We start from the raw sequence: 24,085 nt of genomic DNA, 5'->3' as shown, positions 1-24,085 counted from the left end.
TTGTAACGCTATTTCAGGACAAGACATTTCAAATAATAAAAAACCTCATAAGGAAACTTATGAGGTTTTTTTATAAAGTAGTTTGGTCTAAATTAATCCAGTAAATAGGCATCTTTTTTGCCGATGATAAGAATAAGTACATGTCAGTTTTAATATGTAATTATTAAAATAGGAGTGAGTGAATTAGGGGGACTAAAAACTATTTGTTTTTATGACCAATTGACCAGTTTGTGCTCTAGAATGACCCAAATGTGATCATTAGATATCGTTGTTTTGTAAGATTAATTTAAAACACCCTTACAATGTCAAAATTTGCAGTGATTGCCCTTCTTGTATTTAGTTTTATACGTACTACTACATTTTCACAAATTCAATTTTCTAAAGATGACTTTAAGTCCACCACTCAAGTAAATTTGAATATGCCCGCTCAAGAAATAGAGAAATTAATGTTTAAAATCCCTGTCGATGAGACTTTTTTAAAATATGATCAAATAGCCGTTTTTGTTCTGGTTAATCATGCCAGTGGATCTTCTGGGAGGGCTTATGGTCATAAATTCGATCCCTTAGTATTTTATCCCAAAGAGCCAGGTTTTAAAGATAATTATGGTGGACTAAAGGCAATAAAAGCTACTATGGTCAGAACGGACGGCGAAGAACATTATATGGTGCGTCAATCAAGCCATTTAGAAAGCACAAATGACGAACCAATAACGCGTCAAATTATTGTTGTTGGTTATTTTGAAGATGGTTATGAGTTTACTAGTAGCGGTGGTACTAGAAAAAAATATAAAGAATCTAAAGTGTTTTTAGAATCAGAAAAATTTATGATCAAGGTTGATAAGTCTGAATATGTTCGAAGAGATAATCATGATAAATTGTACGATGATTTTTGCTATTATTATCCGTTAAATGCTGTTGTTTTTGCAAAAACAAAATGGGAGAGCGGTAAATGTCACGTTATTTATGATGCATATAAAACTATAAATAAACATTTTTTAGAGAAAAAAGACTTGAGTACAATTATTAAAGTTCAGGAAAAGTTATTAGGACTTGCAAAAAAACAAAAAAAGGAAATGTATCATAAACTAAAAGAGGTAACAAATGAGAGTGCCGAAAAATTAGTTTCTTTGATTTTAGACTAAAAAATTCCTTGTAGATATCCCAAAAACTACAAAAATCCTATTACAAATTGTAATAGGATTTTTTATGCCGTAAATCTAATTCATAGGAATAGAGCAAATCTTTAATAAATAGTATTGAAAACAATCTGGACCTATTTTCATTTCAAATAAGAAATAAAGTTCGTGGGTTCTATTTTAACCCGTTAAAATGCCATCAAAAAAATTACTACTAACTAGATCATATCAAGTAACATTTTCATCACTTGACACACTAAATATAGATGAATAATAGTAAATTAGCGCCTGTAATAGTCATAGCAGGAGCTTTTTCAATTACACATTATCTTTTAATATTGTGTCGTAAAACAATTGTTATAATTGGTTATTTTTAGAGATTATAGCAAAATTATATCTTATATGAAAAGACTACTTATAAACTTTTAGGGCAAACATATTAATCCAATTTAGTAATATTCAATCTTTATTTAAAACTCAACAACAGTCATGAAAAAAGTAGGTAACTTTTATTGTTTAATTTGCACATTTCTATTACTAGGATCCTGCAGTAATGATGATAACGGAAATCAAGCCAATATTCCACCATCAGAAGTAACTAATATACAAGCAGAAATTATTAATGAGACAATGGTAAGAGTTTATTGGGATTCTTCAATAGATACAAATGAAGATGAACTATCCTATGACATTATTATTAATGACAAAATGCAAGGAACAAAGGTAGACCAAACGTCCATTGAGTTTGATGCCAGCGAATTTATTTTGACGGATAAAATGAATGATGGTCAAAAGAGTATTCATCAGGAAAACTTTGCCAAATCAACGCAACTCCAATTAAAAATTGAAATCATGGCCTATGATGGCAAAGGAGGAGTTTCTGAACGCGCTGAAGCAATAAGAAGTGTAACACTGAACAGACCGCCAACAGAATTCGAATTTACAGCTATTAACTTCGATATAGATACCTATAATTGGATAGAAGTTTATTGGAGTGGGGCTTCAGACAGTGATGGAGACGAAATATCATACGATGTCTTTTTTAATGATATCGCCATAAGCACGAATTATAAAATAAAATCCTATGATAATATTGGGAAAGTATATTACAATAAAAATTTCGAAGATAATCTAACTGAGCAAATTAGTATAAGAATTGTAGCCAAAGATGAATCAGGAGGAGAGTCAGAAATTGAAGAACGTTTTGATTTTACTAAAAGCGAAGTAAATTTAGGAGAACTTGCAGTTCCTTTTAGAAAAAATATACCTTTTATCGATACTAAAAATGGAAGCAATCAAAAAAAGATTTATTCCTTTTCGGTTTCAAGTTTTGGAGATTATTCTATTTCATCGGATACCGAAGCTACATTAACGCTAAAAGATCAAGATGGTACCATCTTGATCTCTAATGAAAATGAAATCCCAGGAGAAAACCTATCTAATGATGATGAAATTTATGTATATCCGGATACCACATATTACTTAGAGGTTACGAACTTTTCCAGTTCTGGGAATATAACATTTGGTATCAATGACACCTATGGAGGTAACAAAGATTTAGGCATTCTTGAGGCACCTTTCGAATATTCTTTTGAGTATATAGTTGGCTATGAAGGAGATGATAGTATCGAGTATAAATTTGAAACGTTAGAAACCATCGACTATACCTTTACTGCGCAGGGTGAGGCAATCCTTGCATTATACAATAGTAATGGTGAAAACATTACTATACAAAATGGCTCAGGTGAGATATCGGATACTGGTTTAGAGTCCGGTGTTTATTATCTCAGCATATCCAATCGAACAGAAAAAAATGAAATTTTGGGAAAGGTATATATGAATTTTCAGTAATCTATTGATTCTTACAAGAAACCGATTCATAAAACTAAAACCTCATTCAATAACAAGAATGAGGTTTTTTGTTCTCAAATTAAATGGATATAGTATTTTTACTATCAGTTTTATAATTTCCAGAATCAAAACAGAACTAATGGTATATAGCAGCGCTTTACGAAACATTTTATCGATCTCAGTATTAGTATTATTTTTTACACAATGCGCGACCTGCAAAAAGCTAGAAAAAGTGGCGCCAATTACTATAAATAGCCCATATTATGTACAATCCGGACAAGGAATCAAGCAAGCGGATTTTATGATATATTTGCCTGTTGAAAAAAATAAAGAGGATATCGTATTAAATCATGTCTATTTTAAAGGTAAAAAACTCCAACTATCCTATGATCAAAATGAATTAGTCTATGTTGGTCAGTATACTTCGTTCCCCAAACCTGATATAATCATGAGTGGTGACCCCAAAAAAGAATTTGGAAATACACTACCAGAAAAAAAAGAAAAAATCCCTTTTGAGCTTAAAAGCGGAGAAGCAGTTGTTTGTTATACCAAAAATAGTGAAGAAGCACATTTCAAACTCGATACCATTAAGGAGAAGAAAGAATAACGCTCAAGAAACAGTTAAGGAAATAAAAATTGTACTTTTGACCTAACAATAGAGATCAATTGGGAATATTTCAGAAACTCTTTAAACAAACTTTTATTTATGGACTGGCCACGGTGTTACCGCGCTTGTTTTCCTTCCTTTTAATAATTGTACATACCAAATATCTTATTGGTGGTCGTGTTGCATTTGGTCGTGTTAGCATTTTATTTTCATGGATTCTAGTATTTAATGTGATCCTTGCTTATGGGATGGAAACTTCATTTTTTAGATTTTGGAATATTGATAAGTACAAAGACAAAGTGATAAGTACAGCGTCCCTATCGATACTAATATCGACACTACTGTTTGTTTTCATTTCTTTTTTTGCCCAAAACCCGATACTATCCTTGTTAGAAATTGATAGAGAGTTTTTGGTATATGTGGTACTAATTCTTGCTTTTGATGCTTTGGTTATTATTCCGTTTGCTAGTTTACGAGCCAAGGAAAGACCTATGCGGTATGCGCTACTCAAAATGGTAGGCGTTATTATTAATGTAGTTTTTAATATTTTCTTCCTAATTTTTTTGCCAGGATTGGCAACGTATTCAGAGTTCTTTGCGAGTATATATATAGATGATTTTCAGGTGCAATATATTTTTATCGCTAATATGATCGCCAGCGGATTTACACTACTGGTAATGCTCCCTTTTTATGTTAAGATTAAGTATCGATTAGATAAAGAATTATGGGACAAAATGATACGATATGGTACTCCGGTATTGATTTCGGGACTTGCATTTGCAATTAATGAAAGCTTTGATAAAATACTTCTAGAATGGATTTTAGGTGAAGAAAAAGGACTATCAGATTCAGGAGCATACGCAGCATGCTATAAATTAGCCTTGTTTATGACATTATTTGCAACTGCTTTTAGAATGGGGATAGAACCTTTCTTTTTTAGTCATGCTAAAGAAAAAAATGCTCCAATAACCTATGCGACCATAACACAATATTTTGTGGTTTTCGGATCTTTTATTTTGGTTGCCGTCGTTACCTTTTCGGACCTGTTGAAGCAATTTATGATTAGAAAACCAGAATATTGGGAGGCTATGGTTGTGGTACCTATTATTCTTCTCGCTAATTTTTGTTTAGGAATATACCATAATTTATCTGTATGGTATAAAATCACAGATAGAACCAAGTTTGGAGCTTTTATATCAGTGATAGGAGCAATACTTACGCTATTATTTAACTTTTTACTGATTCCTAAATACAGTTATGTCGGATCAGCAATCGCAACTTTAGTTGCCTATGGGAGTATGATGATATTGTCATGGTATTTTGGTCGAAAATACTACCCTATTCCTTATAATCTAAAGAAAATAGGTGCGTACCTTATAATATCAATAAGTTTTTCAATACTATCATTTTATATTTTTGAGAGCAATTATCTGATTTCTATCCCATTGTTATTGGCGTTTTTAGTAATTTTATACGCTTCTGAAAAGAACCAGTTGAAACAGATTTTAAAAAAATAATTACTTCAGAATTTTATAGCCAAAATATATATGCAAATAAAAATAATTAATCAATCATCACACGATTTACCCAATTATGAAACCGTAGCCTCTGCCGGAATGGATCTTAGGGCTAACCTATCAGAAGCTGTAACTTTGCAACCATTAGGCCGTGCAATTATTAAAACCGGTTTATTTATAGAATTACCAATTGGATATGAAGCGCAAGTAAGGCCGCGTAGCGGATTAGCTGCAAAAAAAGGAATCACGGTTCTTAATGCGCCAGGAACTATAGATGCAGATTATAGGGGAGAAATAGGCGTGATTTTGGTAAATATTTCTAATGAAAAATTCGTGGTCGAGAATGGAGAAAGAATAGCGCAGCTAGTAATTGCCAAACACGAAAGAGCAGAATGGATTGCTGCAGATACCCTTTCTGAAACTTCTAGAGGTGAAGGTGGTTTCGGAAGCACAGGAGTTAAATAAGAAGTACCGAGTAAAGGGATAAGAAAACAAAATCAATCAAACTAAAAAGAAATTAAGAATGAAAATCATTGTACCAATGGCAGGAAGAGGCTCTAGATTAAGACCTCATACACTTACAGTACCTAAACCGCTAATTCCAGTAGCAGGAAAACCAATTGTACATAGATTGGTGTTAGATATTGCTAAGGTTCTAGGAGAGCCAGTAGATGAAATAGCATTTATATTAGGGGATCCCGCCTTTTTTGGAGATGATGTAGTAGCTAGTTTAACAGAATTAGCAGAAAGTCTAGGAGCAAAAGCATCTATCTATAGGCAAGATCAACCCTTAGGAACAGGCCATGCAATAATGAGCGCCAAAGATTCGTTATCTGGACCCGCAGTAATTGCTTATGCAGATACACTAATTCGTGCAGATTTTAATTTGGACAAAGATGCAGATGCAGTAATTTGGGTAAAGCAAGTAGAAAGACCAGAAGCATATGGTGTAGTAAAGCTTAATGATAAAAATCAGATCGTAGAACTGGTAGAAAAACCAGAAAAATTTGTTTCTGATCAAGCCGTTATAGGTATATATTATTTTAAAGATGTTGCTGTTCTTAAAAAAGAGTTACAACACGTACTAGATAATAATATTATTAATGGGGGAGAATATCAGATTAATGACGGAATTAAAAGAATGATGAACGATGGCAAGGTATTCGTTACGGGACAAGTTGATGAGTGGATGGACTGCGGAAATAAAAATGTGACCGTCGAAACGAATTCACGAATGTTAGGATTTTTGCAAGACGAAGGGCAAGAACTTATCAGTAAAACTGTAATAAAAGAAAACACAACAATCATTGCTCCCTGCTATATAGGAGATGATGTGGTATTAAAAAATGTAACAATCGGACCTAACGTTTCTGTCGGAAATGGATGCACAATAGAGAATACGACCATCAAAAATAGCTTGGTACAGACCAAAACTGTAATAAAAAATGCTACCTTAGACAATGCAATGATAGGTAATAATGCTATTTATGACGGAAACTTCTCTACAATAAGTATAGGAGATTATTCTGTTTTAGAATAATTAATACACAAGATAAATGAATACTTACAGCAAACATATGTATCTGCTATTTCTGTTTTTTATAATAGGAACTGGTCATATGTTTGCTCAAGAAATACAACCAAAACAAGAGATTAATATCGACGATTTGGGAAATGTTTCTGATGAATTTCAGGAGTTATTTTTTGAGGCACTTAAGCAAAGAGCTATTACCAATTATGATAAAGCAATCGAAGCATTAAATAAATGTGTTGCCATTGATTCAGAACCTGATTATTTGTATTTAGAACTAGGAAAGAATTATCTTGAACTCAAACTGTTTCAAAAGGCCGAAGAAAACTTTAAGAAAGTAATAGCAGTAAGGCCAGAAGATAAGTTCGTTTTAGAGTACCTGTTTACTGTTTATTTTCAAGAACATAAATACAAAGAGTCTATAGAAGTGGTAGAGAAGTTAGTGACCTTTGATTCTATGTTCAAAGAACAATTGGCAAATCTGTATATCATTGAAGAACGATATGATGATGGATTAACAGTACTTGATGAGTTAGATGAAGAATTCGGTAGGGATAGCTATAGAGATAGTATACGAAGACGGATTACTTCGAAGCTTACTAATCCTAATAATCAGATAGGTAAATTAGAGCAAAAGATAAAAGATGAACCCAAAGTAGAACAGAACTATCTCAATCTCATCTATCTCTATAGTCAGGATAATAAAAAACAAAAAGCATTCGAAACGGCCAAACTGCTCTTAGAGAAAAAACCAAAATCCGAATTGGTACATTTGGCATTATACAAGTTCTATCTTGATCAAGGAAAAGTAGAAAAGGCTATTACATCAATGAAAATTGCGTTAAAAGGTGAAGCAGTTGATCCAGATTCTAAGTATAAAGTTATTAATGATTTTTTGAGTTTTTTGGATATAAATCCACAATATGAATCACAATTAGAAGATGTGCTGTCAGGATTCTCAAGTCAGGATAATACGGCAAAGATTTTTACAGAATTAGGTAATTATTTTTATAAAAAGAATAAAAAAGAACAGGCTCTTAATTTTTATGAAAGAGGCATAAAGGAGACCGCTACTGATTTTGAATTACTGAAAAGAATTTTATTCTTGCAAGTAGATTTAGAACGATATTCAAAAGCTCTTGAGGGGAGTAATTTAGCTTTAGAATTGTTTCCTGCTCAGCCTATTTTTTATTTGGTAAATGGAGTCTCTTTGTTAAATTTAGGAAAAGTAGATCAGGCACTCGAAATTCTTAATACAGGTATAGATTATGTAATTGATGATAAGATTATGGAAGCTGATTTTTATAAGCAAATTAGTAGTGGATACCAAAAAAAAGGAGATACAACAAAGGCACTAGAGTATCAGCAAAAGGTACATGAACTTCAAAAAAAATCATAACGATTAATGAATAAGATAGGCTGTCTATTATGTTTTTGTTTAGTAATACTTACATCTTGTAAGTCAACTAAGACAATCGGGGATACTAGAGTTAAAAAATTAAGCACAGAAAAAATCATAGCGAATCATTATAACCAATCGTTTAATTTTGAAACGCTTAGTGCGAGGCTTAAAATTAGGTATGATGATGGCACAAGATCCGTAAGTCCTTCTGTAAGCCTAAGAATGGCCAAAGATGAAACTATTTGGGTTAGTGTAAAAATATTGGGTATTACATTGGCTAAAGCACTAATTACCCCAGAGAAAGTGAGCTATTACGAAAAAATAAATAGCACTTATTTTGAAGGAGATTTTCAATTATTGAGTGAGTGGTTAGGAACAGAGTTGGATTTTGAAAAAGTACAGCAATTACTATTGGGTCAATCACTTTTTAATCTTAGAAAAGACAGTTACAAATCATCCGTGATAGATACTGGGTATGAACTCAAGCCCAAAAAGGAACTAGAATTGTTTGAACGCCTTTTTTTAATACGATCTGATTCTTTTAAGATGTTACAGCAGCGACTCAAACAACCAAAGGAAAATAGAGACCTCACAATTCTATACAAAAGTTACCAAAATATTGGAAATCAATATTTTCCCAAAGAGATTTATATAGAAGCACTTCAGGGACAAGAAAAAACGATAATCGATATAGAATATAAAACCGTAGATTACAATTCAAAGGTAAGTTTTCCGTTTACAATACCATCAGGAAATAAGCAAGTTACTATTCAATGAGAAGTTTAATAAGTACATTTTTTTTTGGCGTCCTCCTGTTTTGCAATCCATCTTTTTCTCAAAGTACTAAGCAACAACAGCTTGAAGAAGAACGGCAACGACTTCGAGAGGAAATAGAACAAATGAAGCAGCTGAGAGAAGATAATAAACTCAAAGAACGTTCTGTACTCGATGAGGTAGAGACTATTAATTCTCAAATTAGTATTCGTAAAAACCTTATAAAGATTACCAATCAACAGGCTAATTTATTGACTAGAGAAATCAATGTCAATTTCAAAAAAATGGATGCATATCGCAAAGAACTTACTATGTTGAAGGAAGATTATGCAAAAATGATTTCAAAATCATATAAGAGTAAATCCCATCAAAGTAAGATTATGTTTCTTTTGTCTTCATCTGATTTTGCACAGGCTTATAAGCGGCTGCAGTACATGAAACAATATAATGAACACAGAAAAGAGCAGGCCGACCAGATAGAAGAAAGTACCAGAGCATTAGAAGTTTTAAATACAGACTTGTCTAAGCAAAGAAAGGATAAAGAGGGATTAATAGAAGAAAATCGAATAGAACAAGAACAGCTCACTAACGAGAAGAAAGAACAACAAGTTTTGATGGCGTCTATTCGTAAAAAACAAGGGACGTACACCAAACAAATAAAATTAAAAGAACAAAAAGCGAGTGCTATTGATAAAGCAATAGAAAAGTTAATTCGTGATGCGATTGCAAAGGCAAATAAAAAAGCGGGTAAGAAGGTGACCAAAAAAGGATCAGCGACTACTTTTGCACTTACAGCAGAGGCCAAAATACTGGCAGATAATTTTACTGCGAACAAAGGAAAATTGCCATGGCCTGTTGGGACAGGAAGAATAACCAAAAAATTCGGGCGTCAGCCGCATCCTACGCTTCCTAATATACAAATTAACAGCAGTGGTGTAGAGATCGAAACGAGGGCAGGAGAGAAGGCAAGAGCCATTTTTGAGGGAGAAGTAATTGCTATCCAAAAACTAAAAGGAGCTAGTCGTCTTATACAGATACGCCACGGAAATTACATAACAACCTACTATAATATAGAAAGTATTAATGTAAAAGAAGGGGATAAAGTAGCGACCAAACAAGTAATTGGGCAAGTACGAACCAATCCAATAACGGGAAGAGCTATCATGAAATTTTTAATTTATCAAAATGCACAGCGATTAAATCCTCAAAGCTGGGTGTATAAAATGTAATTGTTATAGGATAGGATATTATCTTACAAACAGTGCCTTGAGTTCTGTAGCATCATCGGGTTTCATTTTACCAGCCAAAACAAGACTCAATTGTTTACGGCGCAAGGCTGCATCAAACCGTTGTTTTTCGAGGGTAGTTTCAGGTTTTATTGGTGGTACAGCAACAGGGGTTCCGGTTTCGTTTACTGCTACAAATGTATAAATGGCCTCGTTAGCTTTTGTTTTGTCTCCGCTTTGGCGATCTTCTACCCAAACGTCGATAAACACCTCCATAGAAGAAGTAAATGCTCTAGAAACTTTTGCTTCTACAGTGACCACACTACCGATAGGAATAGCTTTGTTAAATGCTACATGGTTTACAGAAGCAGTAACAACAATGCGTCTCGAATGTCTTCCTGCAGCAATGCTGGCAGCACGATCCATACGAGCTAATAATTCACCTCCGAAGAGATTATTAAGCGGGTTAGTCTCGCTTGGCAAAACTAGATCAGTAAGTATGGCAACAGATTCTGAAGGAGATTTAGCATTCATAGAAATTCTAAATTTTTGGTAAAGATATAAAGATATGGGGTAATTCGGGGAATTAGAAAATTAGTAATTAAGATACAGGCAAATTTTAACTCAATTTTTAATTCGATTTATACATAGTGTCTGAACTACGAGGGTTTTTAGTAGGTCTAAAATAAAACACCTATATGCTTTAGCATAGTATTTAAAACGAGTAAAAGGGCTATGGTTATGCTTAAAAATGTTGATTAGCGATATATTCTGTAATACCTATAAGTTTTCCTTTATTTTGAGGTATCAAACAAAAAGATGAATTCTTATTGGGTAAATTTAGACCAGCAATGGTATTACGTATATTCTAAAATTATGAACTCAAAAAGAGGTTTGTTTTTTTAGAAGAATTTAGTCTAAGATCTAAAGGGTACTAGGCTTGCTCTTAATGATTTGATAATTTATATAAGGACCTGTTATTTTTTCTATGGTAAACAAGGATTCTCTCAATTCTGGCCCCAATTGCTCATGTATATGTTCGATAACCAAATTCTTTTTTCCTTTTTTAGGAAGTAATTTTATATAGATTACTTTTTTCTGATTGTAGTAAAATGTTTGTGGATCAGGTATAAATATCTCAGGTTCATGATATCCGCTGTAGGATGAAAAATCAACAATATTTGATAATGGAATTCTGTTTCCGTCTTTTAGAGTATAAGAGGTAGCAAGTACCATTTGCAAATCATGATTTTCTATATTTTTTTCGAGAACCGAGTCGGTATATTTTTTTAATTGGTCTAAAGGTATTTGCAGTTGATTTGCCCTACTAGTATCAATAATGGTTTTGATTTTATTTGCCGGAATTGGGGTTCCGTATATTTTAATACTATCAATTAATTCAGAAATATGTAGTTTCTCTTTAAAAAAAAGACCGGCTTGTTCTCCTATAAAATTATTTTCATAAACTATAATATGAATATCTTCATCAACCTTACATGATAAACAAGTGACAATTAGAACAACTGCTAATGCGGTTTTTTTGAATATCGAAAGTTTCATCACCCTGATTTTGTATATTTAGAATGCCTAAATATATAATATTATCTTGCTATTAATGAAGACTTAAAAGTTTATAATTTTGGTAATGAAATAAAAGATGGGTTAAAATTCTTTAACCAATAACCATGCTTTTGGACTTTCTTTTTTAATTTCTCGAAGAATCTCTAGAGCTTCTAATCTATTCTCATAACTATCATAAACAACCTGATGTAATCCATGTTTGTTTATACCCACAACTCTGGCATTGTATCCTTGCTCTTTGAGTTGGGATACTTTTTTATTGGCATTAGAAACTATTCTAAAAGCTCCGGCTACGACGTGATAGTTTTTGGAGACAATTTCGTTTGATACAGATGATATTATCGTATTATCAGTAGCAATATCTTTATTTATATGTGTTTCACCCTTCACAAGAGTCAGGTTGATTGCTGGTAATGGGTTTGATATTTCGAAAGTAGCTTCCTGTATTTTGTTTTCTATCTCCTGATTGGCTTTCTGCCACTCGTTATGATTAAAGCTTATGTTTTTATTACTAATTTCTTTCAATCCAAAAAATCCTCCAATAGCAAAAACAATTGCTGCTGCCGCTGCGTATTGTAAATAAGGTCGTTCACGACGTTTTTCTGGAGTAAAGGTAATAGGAGTTACTTTTTCAATTGCCTCAACTTCTTCTTTGTAAATTTCACGTTGTACTTCAATTTCTCGTATAATTTTGGGAGAAGCAAAAGAGGTTAATCCAAAAGCTTCACTTAAATAGTTTTCTTCTTGAGAAGGCTCAAATTGAAGTGTGTTTTCTGTAGAACTATAAAATGCCCCGATTTTACTTAAAATTACACGTTCACCATTTGCAATTTTCTCAGTAAGAGAAAGTACAAAACGTTGAATTTTTGCTACTGCATCTGTATAAGAGATATTTTCTGCAGAGGCAATATAATTTGCAAGTAAACCGTCATTGTTCTGCAACTGACTATTGAACGACAGAAGTTTTTTAGGAGGATAAAAAGCATTCGTAGTATCCTCAATAGAAGCAGGTTGTCTTCTTGTTAAAAAAGCACCAAATCCCGGTAAGATTACGCATTCGTATCTATATAATAATTCACTTATATATGCTGCTGTAGTATTCATTTTCATAGCCCCTTCTAAAAAATTAATATCCCCAAAATTTACCGTAATAGTGAGGTTTTCTGTCTACTCAAAGGTATAAAAAAATGGAATTCATAAAAACTATCTTTGTCGAATTTATTAACAGTTTAATATTTTTTGTTTCTTGCACTACTTATCAATGAATTACATGACAACTGATACTCTTCTTGCGTTATTGAGCCTTAAAAAAGTAGCTAATCTTGGGGATAACTCTATTAAAAAATTAATACGAGAAGTAGGATCTGCAGAAGGTGTTCTCGAAGAAAAACCAAAAAACTTATTAAAAATTGATGGTATAGGAACCGTAAAAATTAAGGATCTTCATAATCCATCCCATCGTCATGCAGCAGAAAATGAATTAAAGTTTATAGAAAACAATAATATTAGGTGTCAAGTATATGATCAGCCTGGGTATCCTGAGAAATTGAAGCATTGTATTGATAGTCCGGTAGTGCTTTTTAGTTCAGGAAATATTGACCTGACCAACAGAAAGTTAATAAGTATAGTAGGGACACGCAAAGTTACACGGTACGGAGTAAAGTTTTGTGAAGAATTGATTGCTACTCTGGCACCATTAGATCCGGTAATTGTCTCTGGTTTTGCATATGGGGTTGATATTACAGCACAATGCGCTGCTGTAAAACACAATCTACAAACCGTGGGATGTCTGGCGCACGGACTCAATCAAATATATCCAAAAACTCACAAAAAGTATGTGGCTCAGATAGAGGAAAACGGAGGGTTTTTTACAGATTTTTGGAGTACTGATACCTTTGATCGTAAGAATTTTTTGAGTCGCAATCGAATCATTGCGGGATTGAGTGAAGCTACGATAGTGATCGAAAGTGCTGACAAAGGAGGCTCATTAGTCACCGCTGAGTTGGCAAATTCTTATAATAGAGATGTATTTGCAGTACCGGGTCGTGCAAATGACCCGCTTAGTAAAGGGTGTAATATGCTGATAAAAACAAATCGTGCCCATATGTTGACTAGTGCTGCAGATCTTATTTATATGCTCAATTGGGAACTTGATCAAAAACAACAACCCGTACAAAAAAAGTTATTCATAGAATTAAATGAAGAAGAAAAAAAGATTCATGATTTTTTAACATCACAAGGAAAAGAATTACTTGATGTTATTGCCCTGCAATGTCAGATACCTACTTTTAGAGCAGCTTCTGTTTTGTTAAACATGGAACTCAAGGGAGTAATTAAACCTTTGCCAGGGAAGCTGTTTGAGGTGGTTTAATTTAGATCAAGCATATATGATTTACATTACAATGATGATTTTTATCAAAGAAGGAAAAGAAGAAGTTTTTCATCAATTTGAAGAATTAGCGATCCCTATACTTAACGATTATCAAGGAGAATTAATATATCGTCTAAGACCTACAAAAGAAACTTTTATATCTAGAAAAAAAGATATTCCATATGAAATACACTTTATTTCTTTTGCATCAGAACAAGACTTTAAAAATTTTAGTGATGATAAAAGAAGGAAAGAATTTTTACATCTTAAGGAAGACTCTATTAAAGCAACTTTTTTGGTAAAAGGAATTAAATTATAAGAAGGTCTTGATTAGATATGATAAAAAATCACTAAATTTGTCATGAATTGACAAGTCAAATGAAAGAAACTTTTGGAGAATATATTCGAATGCTAAGAACAAAAAAAGGGCTCACGTTAACACAATTAGCAGCCCGATTAGATCTTGATGCTGCAAATCTTAGTAAAATCGAAAATGGGAAAAGGGATTTTGATGACAAGAGACTTAGCAAATTAGCAGACACTTTTGATCTTAATATAGATAAATTGCAGAATGAGTATAAAAGTGATCGGTTGGCAAAACATATTTACGAAATGGATTGCTCAAATGAAGTGCTTAAAGTAGCTGAAGAAAAAGCAGCCTACAGAAGAACATTAAAAAAATAACAGAATAATATAAAAGTATATTTTGCACATTGTTGGTATAAGGGTGCAATCAGATAACGCCAATACTGAATTTTGTGTAAAATATCAGAGTCCGATAGACCAGAATTATAGATTCCTATCCCTGTAATTCTATTTGCCTTTTTTCTTCAGAAAAGGTACGTATTTCTAGAATAGATGAGTAATCAAAAACCAGTACATAAGTATTTTATGCATTGTGTACCACCTGTTTCTTTTAAATATAAAATTTACAAATATGGATGTAAACCGTGATGTTAAGTATTTACCTAATTTTAAACTATCAAAACAACATGATTTAATATTATTCTTGATTAAGAATGAATTATTGGGGATTCGATTTATCAATGAATTACGAACCGTAGGTTTTGATACGTCTTCATATCCGATAGAATTGAGCGCAGTTATTTTGGGTTTTATGGGTTTTACGAAACAGACAGATCAATTATGCGAGTGGTATTATATTACCTCAAGTACTTATGCAAAGCAGTTTGATTTAAAGGATGATAATATGATTAGGGAGGCTGTTTTTGATTTTTATATGGCTTTACATCATAAGTTAAGACAAGAACAATGAGAATAACTGATACCCAGTCAAAATTCTCAGATCATCTATATTAAACCTGCACAAATCTTGAGTCGCAATATTTTTTTTACGGATTGTACTACTTGCCTTTTATAATCAGCATTGATTTTCATTTCGGTAAGAATAGATGTAATAGTTTTTATTTCGTCTTTTGGCATCAAAATTAGATCACAACCCGCTTTTGAAGCTCGAAGCGGAGCATTATCAAGGATAGTGACTGCCTTCATAATGTTTAATGCATCAGAAATAACCACACCTTTAAACCCCATTTTCTTTTTTAATAAATCCGTTACTATTTTTCTCGAACAACTTGACGGAATTCCATCTGTAGCATACTCTTCATTATTTTTGATAGTGATATGTGCTACCATTATTGATAATACACCATCTTCAATAATTTTTTTATAGTTATCGACTTCTAATAAAGGTCCATCTATATATACACTTTGTTTGTGAGTATCTCCCTTTACCAAACCGTGTCCAGGGAAATGTTTCGCAGTAGCTATAACACCTCCTTCTTGTGTGCATTTTATAAATTGATTTGCCAATTTAACCACAGCTTCTTTATCATTACCATAACTTCGGGATTTAATGGCTTCGTTATTAGGGCTAATATCTAATACCGGTGCATAATTATGATGCACTCCTATCTCTCTTAGTTCACTATTAATAATATTGACAACAGAATCAGATTTTGCTTCTGTTTTGATGTCTATAGTTTTACCAACATCACGTGCCCCTTTAATTCTACTTGCAAATAAACTAGGTTCAGCATCCATACTGAATAGGAGTGGGATGGATTTATTATTTTTTGTAATAGTATTGAGGACATTAATGTGTTCAATATGTTTTGACTTACTTCCTTTAAGGTATACAACTCCTCCTATAGCCTCTTGCTCTGCCAATTTCTTTACCGTAGCTTCGGGTTTGCCAATTTCACCACCAGAGGTAATAATCATTTGAGCAACTTTTTGTCGATCGCTAAGTGTATTAAAAATAGAATCAACAGTATATTCTAATTCAGAGTTATAGGTGTAAAAATCGTGCAATCCGAATTTAGGAATTTTTTGTGCGTATCCAGCAATAGAGAATAAAGTTAAAAAGAAAGTTAAGCGAAAAAAATAAGTCATAATGTATGATTAAGTAGGTTAGGGTAATTTTAGCAATCAATAGGTACACCATCTAACTGTCCCCATTCGCTCCACGATCCATCATATACAGATACATTATGATAGCCTGCTAATGCTGCACCTAACATAAGAATGCAGGCTGTAATTCCTGATCCACAGGTAAATATTAGTTTTGTATCCTTGATCTTCAATTTATTAAAAATCTGCTTTAGTTCAGGAATTGGTAACATTTTGCCGTTATCAAGTAACTGCATATAATGCAAGTTGATCGAATTTGGGATATGCCCACCAGTAAGGCTAGCTCTAGGTTCTGGTTCTAGTGCATTAAATCGACCAGGAGAACGAGCATCCAAAATTAGGCTGTTTTTATTGTCAATTTGATTGATTAGCGAAGAGGCATCTATTACTAATTCATGATTCATTTCAGCATCAAAATTCTCAATATTATATGTTTTTTTATTTGTATTAATAGGTTCAGAAGGTAAGTCTGCTTTTTTCCATGCCGGAAAGCCCCCATCTAAAACAGCAATATTATGATGCCCCATTATTTTAAACATCCACCATACCCTTGGGCTAGAATATATTCCTAAGGTGTCATAAACTACAATAGTATGATGATTAGATATTCCTAATGACATGCATCCTTTTACAAACTGTTCTGTTGAAGGTAGCATATTTGGGATCTCTGTATTTATATTTGAGAATGTTTTTTTGATATCAAAAAAACGCGCATTTTTTATACCAAGGCCTGAATATTGTTCTGCCTTTTGCGAAGCGATCTTTGGTATGGTAGTATCGAGTACTATGAGATTAGGGTGATTCAGATGTTTAGAAAGCCAATCTATAGAAACAAGAGGTTGTGTAATTTCAAGAGTATTCATGGATCAAATTTTCAAAAAATCAAGAACCTATAAACTTGTCCAAAGTAAGATTACTCTGTTCATTTACTTTCTTTTTGAAAAAATTCATACCGCCAAATAGTTTTCCTTTCCATCCCATCGCTTGTGATGCCCATCTGTGTATATCAAAATAATCTGTATGTTTTATAATTTTTCCGTCTTTGAACTCAAATTTTGCATCAATCTTATTATGAACAGATCTTGCAGTTTTGCTAAAAGTGTACCAAGCCTCCCAATGGGCTTTTCCGTTATTTTCATTAGCCTCTACTTGAGAAAACTCTACTCTAAATCCTTTGCCATTCTTACATAACATACGCCACATGTTTTTTGCGCGTTCTCCTTTTAAGGTTCCAAATGCGGGATCTTCAAAAATGATTTCATCATGATAACAGGATGCCATTGTCTCTGCATCACCATTATTTAAAGCAGTATAAAAAGTTTCAATAAGTGCCTCCATTAGATATGTTTTTTTGATGAAAAATAATAGTTTGAAGATAAGAATAATTAATCTAGTTTTTCGGTTAGCTTTTTAAATACTTTTTTAGGATTCTTGTTTTCGTATAAAATATCATGTACCGCATCGATTATAGGTGTTCTGGTTGCTTTATTGGCATCTAATTCATAAGCAGTTTTGGCAGCATAATATCCTTCGGCAATCATATTCATTTCCATTTGTGCACTCATAACAGTATATCCTTTACCAATCATATTACCAAACATGCGATTACGAGAAAAAACAGAGTATCCAGTTACTAATAGATCTCCTAAGTAAGCAGAATCGTTAATGTTACGCTTCATTTTGTGTACTTTCTTAATAAAACGTTTCATTTCTCGAATTGCATTACTCATTAAAACACTCTGAAAATTATCTCCATATCCTAGTCCGTGCGCAATTCCTGCAGCTACAGAATAGATGTTTTTTAATACTGCGGCATATTCTGTACCAATAATATCATCACTTGTTTTACATTTAATATAATAACTACTTAATTGGTTGGCCATCATTTGAGCCTTTTCTTCATCACTAGAGGCGATTGTTAAATAAGACAAGCGTTCTAAAGCAACTTCTTCGGCATGACAGGGACCTGTTATAACACCAATATTGTTAAACGGGATTTTATAAATATCGTTAAAATGCTCTCCAACAATTAGTCCTGTTTCGGGAACAATTCCTTTGATGGCAGAGAAAATGATTTTATCAGTAAGTGGGACCGTAAGCTTCTGAAGTTCGCTGTTTAGAAAGGCTGATGGGATAGCAAAAATTAGGTAATCAGCATATGCTACTGCTTCATTAATATCATTAGTTAATTTTAGTTGTTTGATCTTAAACTCTACAGAGCTCAAGTAGTTAGGATTGTGTTTCTGTCTTTTTATATGTTCAAGAGCATAGTTACTGCGCATATACCACCCGATTTCGGTTAAATTTTCGGTTAGCATTTTTACAATGGCCGTAGCCCAGCTTCCTCCACCTATAACAGCAAATTTTGGATTTTGTTCCATGATTGTAATTGTTAGTTCAAAAATAGTGAAAATACACAGCATATTAAAAAACTGAAAATCAATTAATTAAAAGTTTGGCATGCGTTTTGGTTACTACTATTTCAAAATTAATAAAGCACATACCTTATGAAGACTTTAAAATTACTTTCAGCCATTTTTTTAGGTTCGCTATTACTAACTTCTTGTGTAGCAGAAGTTATTATCGAAGAAGATGTTTTTTTTGATGAACCGAGTATAAGTTTGAATTCATTATTGACCAATTACGAAATCTGGTATGTAGATATAGAACGTACACGAGGTAATGGTGAAATTCCTTTTTTACAAAGTGCGTTCACGGTATCTTTTAGAAACGGAACTTTTTTTGCCAATAATAACTTGGTAGGAATGGGAAGTAATGGAGGTGGTTTCGGACTCGATGTAGGGTTTTATGATACATTTAGAATGGAGCTTGATATTAGTCATGATATTGATGGAACTTATGAGCTTGTGATCACCCAAATTTCTAATAACGAAATCGAGGTATATGATAGAATTAGTAATACAAGTTATTTTTTAATAGGATATCAGCGCAACAACTTTGACTATGATAGAGTCTTTTATGATAACATTCATTATTTTCTTCAAGAATATGAAACTTGGGAAAAAGTGTTTACCAGTGATTATGGAGCTTTGAATGAATTTGATAATGAAAACTATTTAAAATTCGCATATTTTGGTTCAGGAGAAAATTTTAAAAGTTCTAGAGATCAAAATGGATTTTCTATAGATGATATCTATTATGATTACATAGGTCACTATGAAGTAAATGATATAGTAAATAATTTTTATGGGAAAACTTTAACACTTGATTACGATTATTTGGGCAATGAATTCTTCGAATTATCCGTTATCAATGATAGTAAAATAGAATTGTTTCATCCTGCTTCTGAGACCGTTTACCAATTTGTAGGACGAGGTCTTATACAATTTAAAAATGCGAAAAGCGGTCAACAGACCCAAAATCAAACAAAACGAATTAAAAAAGCGGATTTTTTGAAGCTTTCAAAATAAAAGTGAATTAGCACTTAAACAATTATAACTTTTTGGTTGGTTATTTAGTTGGGAATCGCTCTACAAGAGAAATCTTGTTTGAGCGATTTCTTTTTTATTGAGAATTTACTCAAATTCAATAGATGTGAATGAGTAACTTCATATTTGTTAATTATTTGTTTTTCACTGAAAACGGTGAATGTTTTTGCGTAATTATATAGTAGGTTGTTATAAACAAAAGAAATAACAACCAACAGTGTATACTAGAACAATAAATTTTCGACAAAAAGTAAAACTAATAGTGATTCTTTTACTCACAGGGATGTTTCTGTTTTCATGTAGTAGTGATGATAAAAAATCATTTCCTGGTGGCGATGATGACATAATTGAAGAAGACGATGATGGTGGTGCAGGAATTTTAAGTAATGAAAAAGAAATAATTACGTTCAATTTCAGAAGTAGTGATAACCCTGACTTGTCTCAAGATGTAATAGGTATACTTTACAATGACGGTTCGATTAAGGCGAGCGTTCCTTATGGTAGTGAACTAAATCAATTAACACCAACAATAACACTGTCAGAAAACGCAACGGTATCTCCTGATAGCCAAGAAACATAGGATTTTACTACTCCTGTTGTTTATACGGTAACAGCCGAAAGTGGTTCTACTCAAAATTACCGAGTAGCCGTTGTCCCAAAAAGAAATAGTGAAAACGAACTTTTGTCTTTCGTTTTTAGAGCGGCAGAAAACCCAGAACTTTCTGAAGATGTAGTAGGAGTGGTGGATCAGGAAAATTATACAGTCACAGTTACTTTTCCCGAAGTAGTGTCGCATCTTTCTTTAAAACCGACGATAAAAAGCTCAGATGGTGCGTCGGTATCTCCAGCTAGTGAGGTTCCGAATAATTTTACTTCGGATGTACGGTATTTAGTAGCTTCTCAAAGCGGCGAACCTCAGCAATATACTATATCGGTAACAAGGGCCGAACCGACAACAGATAGAGAATCATTAATCTTCTTTTTTGATGCAAATTATAGGGTGTTAGATTGGGATCTGGGTGATGAAACTATGAATTCATGGACTGGCGTAACGCACGAGGATGGAAATGTAACACGATTAGAGCTTAGTGATAGTAATATTGTAAGTTTCACGAAAGAATTAGGGTATCTAAGTCATCTTGAATATATCGATTTAAGTAGTAATAAGATTAGTCATTTTCCTGAGACGATAGGACAACTTACAGGTTTAAAAACATTATTGTTAAACAATAACTCATTGGTAGGTCTTCCTGAGACGATAGGTAATTTAACGAATTTAGAAGAGTTTACATTGTATTCTAATTCATTGACGAGTGTTCCTGTAGAAGTTGGAAATCTAATTAACTTAGACTATTTAGTTTTGTCTTTTAATTCTCTAACCACGGTTCCTCAAGAAGTGTGTGATCTAGAAACGAATTATGGTACTAATGTAGACCTAGATGAAGGAGTACAATGTGTAGAGTAAAGGTATTAAAAATAAAAGCGTTTTAGCACCAAATTGGCGGTAATGCATGCCTGATATTTTAACTTGTTAAGCTGCTGTTTTTCACGGGATTCAGGGGTTTTTGTCGACCGCTATATATTTAATTTTGCACTATGAATTTTAATTAGGTTGATGTCTTCGAGCTTTAGAAAAGAGGTTTGTAAGTATAATATACCTTAGGTGTTTTCTTAGTTTCAAGCTGTAATAGGTTTTCTAGTATTGAAAACAGGTGTAAGTGTAAATAATATGATATTGAAAAGTTTAAGCTACAAGGAATGGATTCGATATAGTATTGCCATAATACTGTTTTGTATGTCAATGTTCTCTTGTAGCAAAGATGATAATGGTGTAGAAATACAAGAAGACGATGTAGAAGAATTAAGTAGTGAGAAACAAATTACCGATTTTGTATTTTCGACTACTGAAAACGAAAAACTTTCTGAAGATATTAGAGGAGTGATTGATGAAGAAAATAGAATAATTACTGTTACTGTACCTTATGGCACGGTTTTAACCGAACTAGTTCCTGTAATTTCTCTATCAGATAAGGCAACAGTATCTCCCGATAGTCAAGTACATCAAGATTTTACTACATCGGTTATCTATACTGTAAGAGCAGAAGATACTTCGAGAGTGGATTATACGGTATCCGTTACAACAGAAGAAAGTACTGAAAAAGAACTTTTGTCCTTTATATTTAGGGCTGAAGATAATCCTGAGTTAACAAAAGACATTACTGGAGTAATAGATAGCGAAACCCATACAATTACTGTTTTGGTGCCTTATAATACGGCTCTTACGGATTTAATTCCTACCATAAGAATCTCTAACAAAGCTATAGTGTCTCCGGGTAATCAGGAACTTCATGATTTTACGGCCCCTGTGGTTTATACCGTTACCGCAGAAGATGGAACCGCTCAAAGCTATACGGTAAATGTTACCATAGAAGAAAACACAGAAAAAGAACTACTGGATATTGTATTTACAGCGGCTGATAATCCTGGACTTTCTAAGGATGTTGTTGGGGTAATTGATAAGAAAACTAATGCAGTAACAGTGGGCTTTCCTTTTGGCACATCACTAACTGCATTAATACCGTCGTTAAACATATCTAGTGTTGCTTCTGTATCTCCTAACAGTCAAGAGGTGCAGGATTTCACTAATCCACTTGTTTATGAAGTCACAGCAGAAGATGGAACTTCTCAAAATTATTTGATAACAGCAATAGTGCTACCTCGAACAGATAGAGAAATATTAGTATTGTTTTATCAAATGAATTCTGGGAATACTTTAGGTTGGGATCTTAATGATGAGACTATGGATTCCTGGGACGGAGTATCTCACGTTAATGGTAATGTAACACTACTATTATTGAACGATAGAAATATCACCACCTTACCACCAGAGTTAGGAGAATTAAATAATTTGGAATTTCTATTTGCGATCTCTAACGATATTGATAATATACCCAATGAGATAGGAAGTTTACAAACCTTGAAATTTTTGTATTTATCTCAGAATAACATTAATTCAATTCCTTCATCGATTGGCAATCTAACTAGTTTAGAAAGACTTTACCTAGATCATAATATGCTAGGCAACATTCCTTTGTCGCTGGGCAATCTTACCAATTTGAAGGATCTTCATTTAAACAATAATGCTATTACAGATATTCCTTCATCAATTGCCAATCTCGCCAATTTAGAAGATTTATATCTTAATGACAATTTGATTACCAGTATTCCTTCTGAGATAGGAAATTTAGGTGAGTTATCAGAGTTTTATGTATTTAATAATAGTATAACTAGCATTCCTTCTTCAATAGGAAACCTAAGTAATTTAGAATATCTTTCTTTGGGTTATAATGCCATCAGTAGCATTCCTTCATCTCTTGGCAATTTGATTAATTTAAATACACTGTTTCTGCAATCGAATAATCTAACAACTATCCCTCAAGAGGTTTGTGATCTGGAAATTAATCATGATGTACTTGTTTTTTTGGATGATGATGTAGAGTGTGAATAATACTATAGAAAACATTCAAAAAATAAGTGTCAAGGAAATCAAATCTTAATTTTTGTTTTTTATTTACTAAATTTTTAAAAGCATTACACTATTCGTACTTTTATCTTCCATAAAAAAACGAATAAATGGCGATCCCGAAACCGTTCAATCTTACAAAATGGATTGAAGACAATAGAGATACATTAAAACCACCTGTTGGTAATAGAAATTTATATAAAGACGCCGGTGACTATATAGTCATGATTGTAGCAGGGCCTAATGCCCGAAAAGACTACCACTATAACGAAACCGAAGAACTGTTTTATCAATTAGAAGGAACTATTGAAGTACATGTTCAAGAGGAAGGAAAAAAGAAAACAATGAAATTAGGTCCAGGAGATATGTATTTACATCCGGCCAAAGTACCACATTCTCCTGTACGTCACGAAGGGTCAATTGGTCTTGTGATTGAAAGAAAACGAGTAGATCTCGATGCCGAAGATGGATTACTTTGGTTTTGTGATCAGTGTAACAATAAGCTTCATGAAGTATATTTTAAACTTAATGATATAGAAAAAGATTTTCTCAAGCATTTCAAAGATTTTTATGGTAGTAAAAGTCTAAGGACATGTTCTAATTGTGATAGTGTTATGTCTGTAGATGAACGATTTGTATCAGAATCATAAATGCTGAAAAGATGTGAGCGAATGAATTCTGAAA

Annotated in this window: 25 protein-coding genes; 18 read left to right on the top strand and 7 right to left on the bottom strand. The window is 32.9% G+C overall.

The features are described 5' to 3' along the window. The first annotated feature begins 302 nt into the window (after positions 1-302). From DZ60_RS0119675 to DZ60_RS0119635, 9 genes are all read left to right on the top strand, one after another. Positions 303-1,142, top strand: coding sequence for a hypothetical protein (locus tag DZ60_RS0119675; protein ID WP_025743732.1), 840 nt, complete (start codon positions 303-305; stop codon positions 1,140-1,142). A 483-nt stretch (positions 1,143-1,625) separates the two neighbouring features. After that, positions 1,626-2,987, top strand: coding sequence for a hypothetical protein (locus tag DZ60_RS0119670; RefSeq protein WP_025743731.1), 1,362 nt, complete (start codon positions 1,626-1,628; stop codon positions 2,985-2,987). A 232-nt stretch (positions 2,988-3,219) separates the two neighbouring features. Beyond that, entirely contained in the window at positions 3,220-3,594 is a 375-nt protein-coding gene (locus tag DZ60_RS0119665; RefSeq protein WP_152537477.1) for a hypothetical protein, read from the top strand. Positions 3,595-3,653: 59 nt separating this feature from the next. Beyond that, positions 3,654-5,111: a lipopolysaccharide biosynthesis protein gene (locus DZ60_RS0119660; RefSeq protein ID WP_025743729.1), complete on the top strand. Its 1,458-nt coding sequence runs from the start codon at positions 3,654-3,656 to the stop codon at positions 5,109-5,111. Between the two features lie 30 nt (positions 5,112-5,141). Then, a complete protein-coding gene (gene dut, locus DZ60_RS0119655; protein WP_025743728.1) occupies positions 5,142-5,576 on the top strand; it encodes a dUTP diphosphatase in 435 nt (144 codons plus the stop codon). Positions 5,577-5,634: 58 nt separating this feature from the next. Further along, entirely contained in the window at positions 5,635-6,651 is a 1,017-nt protein-coding gene (locus DZ60_RS0119650; RefSeq protein ID WP_025743727.1) for a sugar nucleotidyltransferase, read from the top strand. 16 nt (positions 6,652-6,667) lie between these two features. Beyond that, a complete protein-coding gene (locus tag DZ60_RS0119645; protein WP_034230191.1) occupies positions 6,668-8,041 on the top strand; it encodes a tetratricopeptide repeat protein in 1,374 nt (457 codons plus the stop codon). Between the two features lie 6 nt (positions 8,042-8,047). Beyond that, on the top strand, positions 8,048-8,821 hold the full coding sequence (locus DZ60_RS0119640) for a DUF4292 domain-containing protein (RefSeq protein WP_025743725.1): 774 nt from the start codon (positions 8,048-8,050) through the stop codon (positions 8,819-8,821). Continuing rightward, positions 8,818-10,047, top strand: a complete 1,230-nt coding sequence (locus DZ60_RS0119635; protein ID WP_025743724.1) for a murein hydrolase activator EnvC family protein — start codon at positions 8,818-8,820, stop codon at positions 10,045-10,047. Before DZ60_RS0119640 ends, DZ60_RS0119635 begins: the two co-directional genes overlap by 4 nt. A gap of 18 nt (positions 10,048-10,065) precedes the next feature. Here DZ60_RS0119635 and DZ60_RS0119630 read toward each other — a convergent pair whose 3' ends face one another. From DZ60_RS0119630 to DZ60_RS0119620, 3 genes are all read right to left on the bottom strand, one after another. After that, positions 10,066-10,578, bottom strand: coding sequence for an acyl-CoA thioesterase (locus DZ60_RS0119630; protein WP_025743722.1), 513 nt, complete (start codon positions 10,576-10,578; stop codon positions 10,066-10,068). A 390-nt stretch (positions 10,579-10,968) separates the two neighbouring features. Next, the gene (locus DZ60_RS0119625) at positions 10,969-11,604 is read right to left on the bottom strand and encodes a hypothetical protein (RefSeq protein ID WP_025743721.1); all 636 of its coding nucleotides are present in this window, start codon (positions 11,602-11,604) and stop codon (positions 10,969-10,971) included. Between the two features lie 102 nt (positions 11,605-11,706). Next, positions 11,707-12,729, bottom strand: a complete 1,023-nt coding sequence (locus DZ60_RS0119620) for an HU domain-containing protein (RefSeq protein ID WP_051477691.1) — start codon at positions 12,727-12,729, stop codon at positions 11,707-11,709. Between the two features lie 166 nt (positions 12,730-12,895). Here DZ60_RS0119620 and dprA point away from each other — a divergent pair, with 166 nt between their 5' ends. The 4 genes from dprA to DZ60_RS0119600 all read left to right on the top strand — a co-directional run bounded on the left by dprA (position 12,896) and on the right by DZ60_RS0119600 (position 15,272). Then, the gene (dprA, locus tag DZ60_RS0119615) at positions 12,896-13,996 is read left to right on the top strand and encodes a DNA-processing protein DprA (RefSeq protein WP_025743719.1); all 1,101 of its coding nucleotides are present in this window, start codon (positions 12,896-12,898) and stop codon (positions 13,994-13,996) included. A gap of 16 nt (positions 13,997-14,012) precedes the next feature. Continuing rightward, positions 14,013-14,315, top strand: a complete 303-nt coding sequence (locus tag DZ60_RS0119610) for a hypothetical protein (RefSeq protein WP_025743718.1) — start codon at positions 14,013-14,015, stop codon at positions 14,313-14,315. A gap of 59 nt (positions 14,316-14,374) precedes the next feature. After that, positions 14,375-14,680: a helix-turn-helix domain-containing protein gene (locus DZ60_RS0119605; RefSeq protein WP_025743717.1), complete on the top strand. Its 306-nt coding sequence runs from the start codon at positions 14,375-14,377 to the stop codon at positions 14,678-14,680. 253 nt (positions 14,681-14,933) lie between these two features. Next, on the top strand, positions 14,934-15,272 hold the full coding sequence (locus tag DZ60_RS0119600) for a hypothetical protein (protein WP_025743716.1): 339 nt from the start codon (positions 14,934-14,936) through the stop codon (positions 15,270-15,272). Positions 15,273-15,307: 35 nt separating this feature from the next. Here DZ60_RS0119600 and DZ60_RS0119595 read toward each other — a convergent pair whose 3' ends face one another. Genes DZ60_RS0119595 through DZ60_RS0119580 form a run of 4 tightly spaced genes read right to left on the bottom strand, consistent with a single transcriptional unit; the run spans position 15,308 to position 18,810 of the window. Next, entirely contained in the window at positions 15,308-16,411 is a 1,104-nt protein-coding gene (locus DZ60_RS0119595) for a glycoside hydrolase family 3 N-terminal domain-containing protein (protein ID WP_025743715.1), read from the bottom strand. A gap of 29 nt (positions 16,412-16,440) precedes the next feature. Beyond that, positions 16,441-17,292 carry a sulfurtransferase gene (locus DZ60_RS0119590; protein WP_025743714.1) on the bottom strand — a complete coding sequence of 284 codons (852 nt, stop codon included), beginning with the start codon at positions 17,290-17,292 and terminating at the stop codon, positions 16,441-16,443. Between the two features lie 19 nt (positions 17,293-17,311). Further along, on the bottom strand, positions 17,312-17,767 hold the full coding sequence (locus DZ60_RS0119585; protein ID WP_025743713.1) for a nuclear transport factor 2 family protein: 456 nt from the start codon (positions 17,765-17,767) through the stop codon (positions 17,312-17,314). A gap of 47 nt (positions 17,768-17,814) precedes the next feature. Continuing rightward, a complete protein-coding gene (locus DZ60_RS0119580; RefSeq protein WP_025743712.1) occupies positions 17,815-18,810 on the bottom strand; it encodes an NAD(P)H-dependent glycerol-3-phosphate dehydrogenase in 996 nt (331 codons plus the stop codon). A gap of 126 nt (positions 18,811-18,936) precedes the next feature. On the opposite strand from DZ60_RS0119580, the gene DZ60_RS0119575 reads away from it, so the two are divergent. The 5 genes from DZ60_RS0119575 to DZ60_RS0119555 all read left to right on the top strand — a co-directional run bounded on the left by DZ60_RS0119575 (position 18,937) and on the right by DZ60_RS0119555 (position 24,051). Then, positions 18,937-19,860 carry a hypothetical protein gene (locus DZ60_RS0119575; RefSeq protein ID WP_025743711.1) on the top strand — a complete coding sequence of 308 codons (924 nt, stop codon included), beginning with the start codon at positions 18,937-18,939 and terminating at the stop codon, positions 19,858-19,860. A gap of 280 nt (positions 19,861-20,140) precedes the next feature. Continuing rightward, complete coding sequence (locus DZ60_RS0119570; protein ID WP_152537476.1) at positions 20,141-20,458, top strand: hypothetical protein; 318 nt, start codon at positions 20,141-20,143, stop codon at positions 20,456-20,458. 102 nt (positions 20,459-20,560) lie between these two features. Further along, the gene (locus tag DZ60_RS24490) at positions 20,561-21,343 is read left to right on the top strand and encodes a leucine-rich repeat domain-containing protein (RefSeq protein WP_025743709.1); all 783 of its coding nucleotides are present in this window, start codon (positions 20,561-20,563) and stop codon (positions 21,341-21,343) included. A gap of 264 nt (positions 21,344-21,607) precedes the next feature. Then, the gene (locus tag DZ60_RS24485; protein WP_081740539.1) at positions 21,608-23,386 is read left to right on the top strand and encodes a DUF5018 domain-containing protein; all 1,779 of its coding nucleotides are present in this window, start codon (positions 21,608-21,610) and stop codon (positions 23,384-23,386) included. Between the two features lie 125 nt (positions 23,387-23,511). Then, complete coding sequence (locus DZ60_RS0119555) at positions 23,512-24,051, top strand: 3-hydroxyanthranilate 3,4-dioxygenase (protein WP_025743707.1); 540 nt, start codon at positions 23,512-23,514, stop codon at positions 24,049-24,051. Positions 24,052-24,085: the final 34 nt, after the last annotated feature.

The organism is Aquimarina pacifica (genome assembly GCF_000520955.1).
GTDB lineage: Bacteria > Bacteroidota > Bacteroidia > Flavobacteriales > Flavobacteriaceae > Aquimarina > Aquimarina pacifica.
The sequence above is the reverse complement of the archived record's forward strand: the minus strand, read 5'-3'. Positions and strand labels throughout refer to the sequence as shown.

Excerpts from the sequence above, each read along its gene's own strand:
- DZ60_RS0119675 (WP_025743732.1), top strand. The coding sequence starts at position 303 with ATGTCAAAATTTGCAGTGATTGCCCTTCTTGTATTTAGTTTTATACGT.
- DZ60_RS0119670 (WP_025743731.1), top strand. The coding sequence starts at position 1,626 with ATGAAAAAAGTAGGTAACTTTTATTGTTTAATTTGCACATTTCTATTA.
- DZ60_RS0119600 (WP_025743716.1), top strand. The coding sequence starts at position 14,934 with ATGGATGTAAACCGTGATGTTAAGTATTTACCTAATTTTAAACTATCA.
- DZ60_RS0119640 (WP_025743725.1), top strand. The coding sequence starts at position 8,048 with ATGAATAAGATAGGCTGTCTATTATGTTTTTGTTTAGTAATACTTACA.
- dut (WP_025743728.1), top strand. The coding sequence starts at position 5,142 with ATGCAAATAAAAATAATTAATCAATCATCACACGATTTACCCAATTAT.
- DZ60_RS0119635 (WP_025743724.1), top strand. The coding sequence starts at position 8,818 with ATGAGAAGTTTAATAAGTACATTTTTTTTTGGCGTCCTCCTGTTTTGC.
- DZ60_RS0119610 (WP_025743718.1), top strand. The coding sequence starts at position 14,013 with ATGATTTACATTACAATGATGATTTTTATCAAAGAAGGAAAAGAAGAA.
- DZ60_RS0119595 (WP_025743715.1), bottom strand. The coding sequence starts at position 16,411 with ATGACTTATTTTTTTCGCTTAACTTTCTTTTTAACTTTATTCTCTATT.
- DZ60_RS0119605 (WP_025743717.1), top strand. The coding sequence starts at position 14,375 with ATGAAAGAAACTTTTGGAGAATATATTCGAATGCTAAGAACAAAAAAA.
- DZ60_RS0119625 (WP_025743721.1), bottom strand. The coding sequence starts at position 11,604 with ATGAAACTTTCGATATTCAAAAAAACCGCATTAGCAGTTGTTCTAATT.
- dprA (WP_025743719.1), top strand. The coding sequence starts at position 12,896 with ATGACAACTGATACTCTTCTTGCGTTATTGAGCCTTAAAAAAGTAGCT.
- DZ60_RS0119630 (WP_025743722.1), bottom strand. The coding sequence starts at position 10,578 with ATGAATGCTAAATCTCCTTCAGAATCTGTTGCCATACTTACTGATCTA.
- DZ60_RS0119580 (WP_025743712.1), bottom strand. The coding sequence starts at position 18,810 with ATGGAACAAAATCCAAAATTTGCTGTTATAGGTGGAGGAAGCTGGGCT.
- DZ60_RS0119555 (WP_025743707.1), top strand. The coding sequence starts at position 23,512 with ATGGCGATCCCGAAACCGTTCAATCTTACAAAATGGATTGAAGACAAT.
- DZ60_RS24485 (WP_081740539.1), top strand. The coding sequence starts at position 21,608 with ATGATATTGAAAAGTTTAAGCTACAAGGAATGGATTCGATATAGTATT.
- DZ60_RS0119575 (WP_025743711.1), top strand. The coding sequence starts at position 18,937 with ATGAAGACTTTAAAATTACTTTCAGCCATTTTTTTAGGTTCGCTATTA.
- DZ60_RS0119585 (WP_025743713.1), bottom strand. The coding sequence starts at position 17,767 with ATGGAGGCACTTATTGAAACTTTTTATACTGCTTTAAATAATGGTGAT.
- DZ60_RS0119620 (WP_051477691.1), bottom strand. The coding sequence starts at position 12,729 with ATGAATACTACAGCAGCATATATAAGTGAATTATTATATAGATACGAA.
- DZ60_RS0119645 (WP_034230191.1), top strand. The coding sequence starts at position 6,668 with ATGAATACTTACAGCAAACATATGTATCTGCTATTTCTGTTTTTTATA.
- DZ60_RS0119650 (WP_025743727.1), top strand. The coding sequence starts at position 5,635 with ATGAAAATCATTGTACCAATGGCAGGAAGAGGCTCTAGATTAAGACCT.
- DZ60_RS0119590 (WP_025743714.1), bottom strand. The coding sequence starts at position 17,292 with ATGAATACTCTTGAAATTACACAACCTCTTGTTTCTATAGATTGGCTT.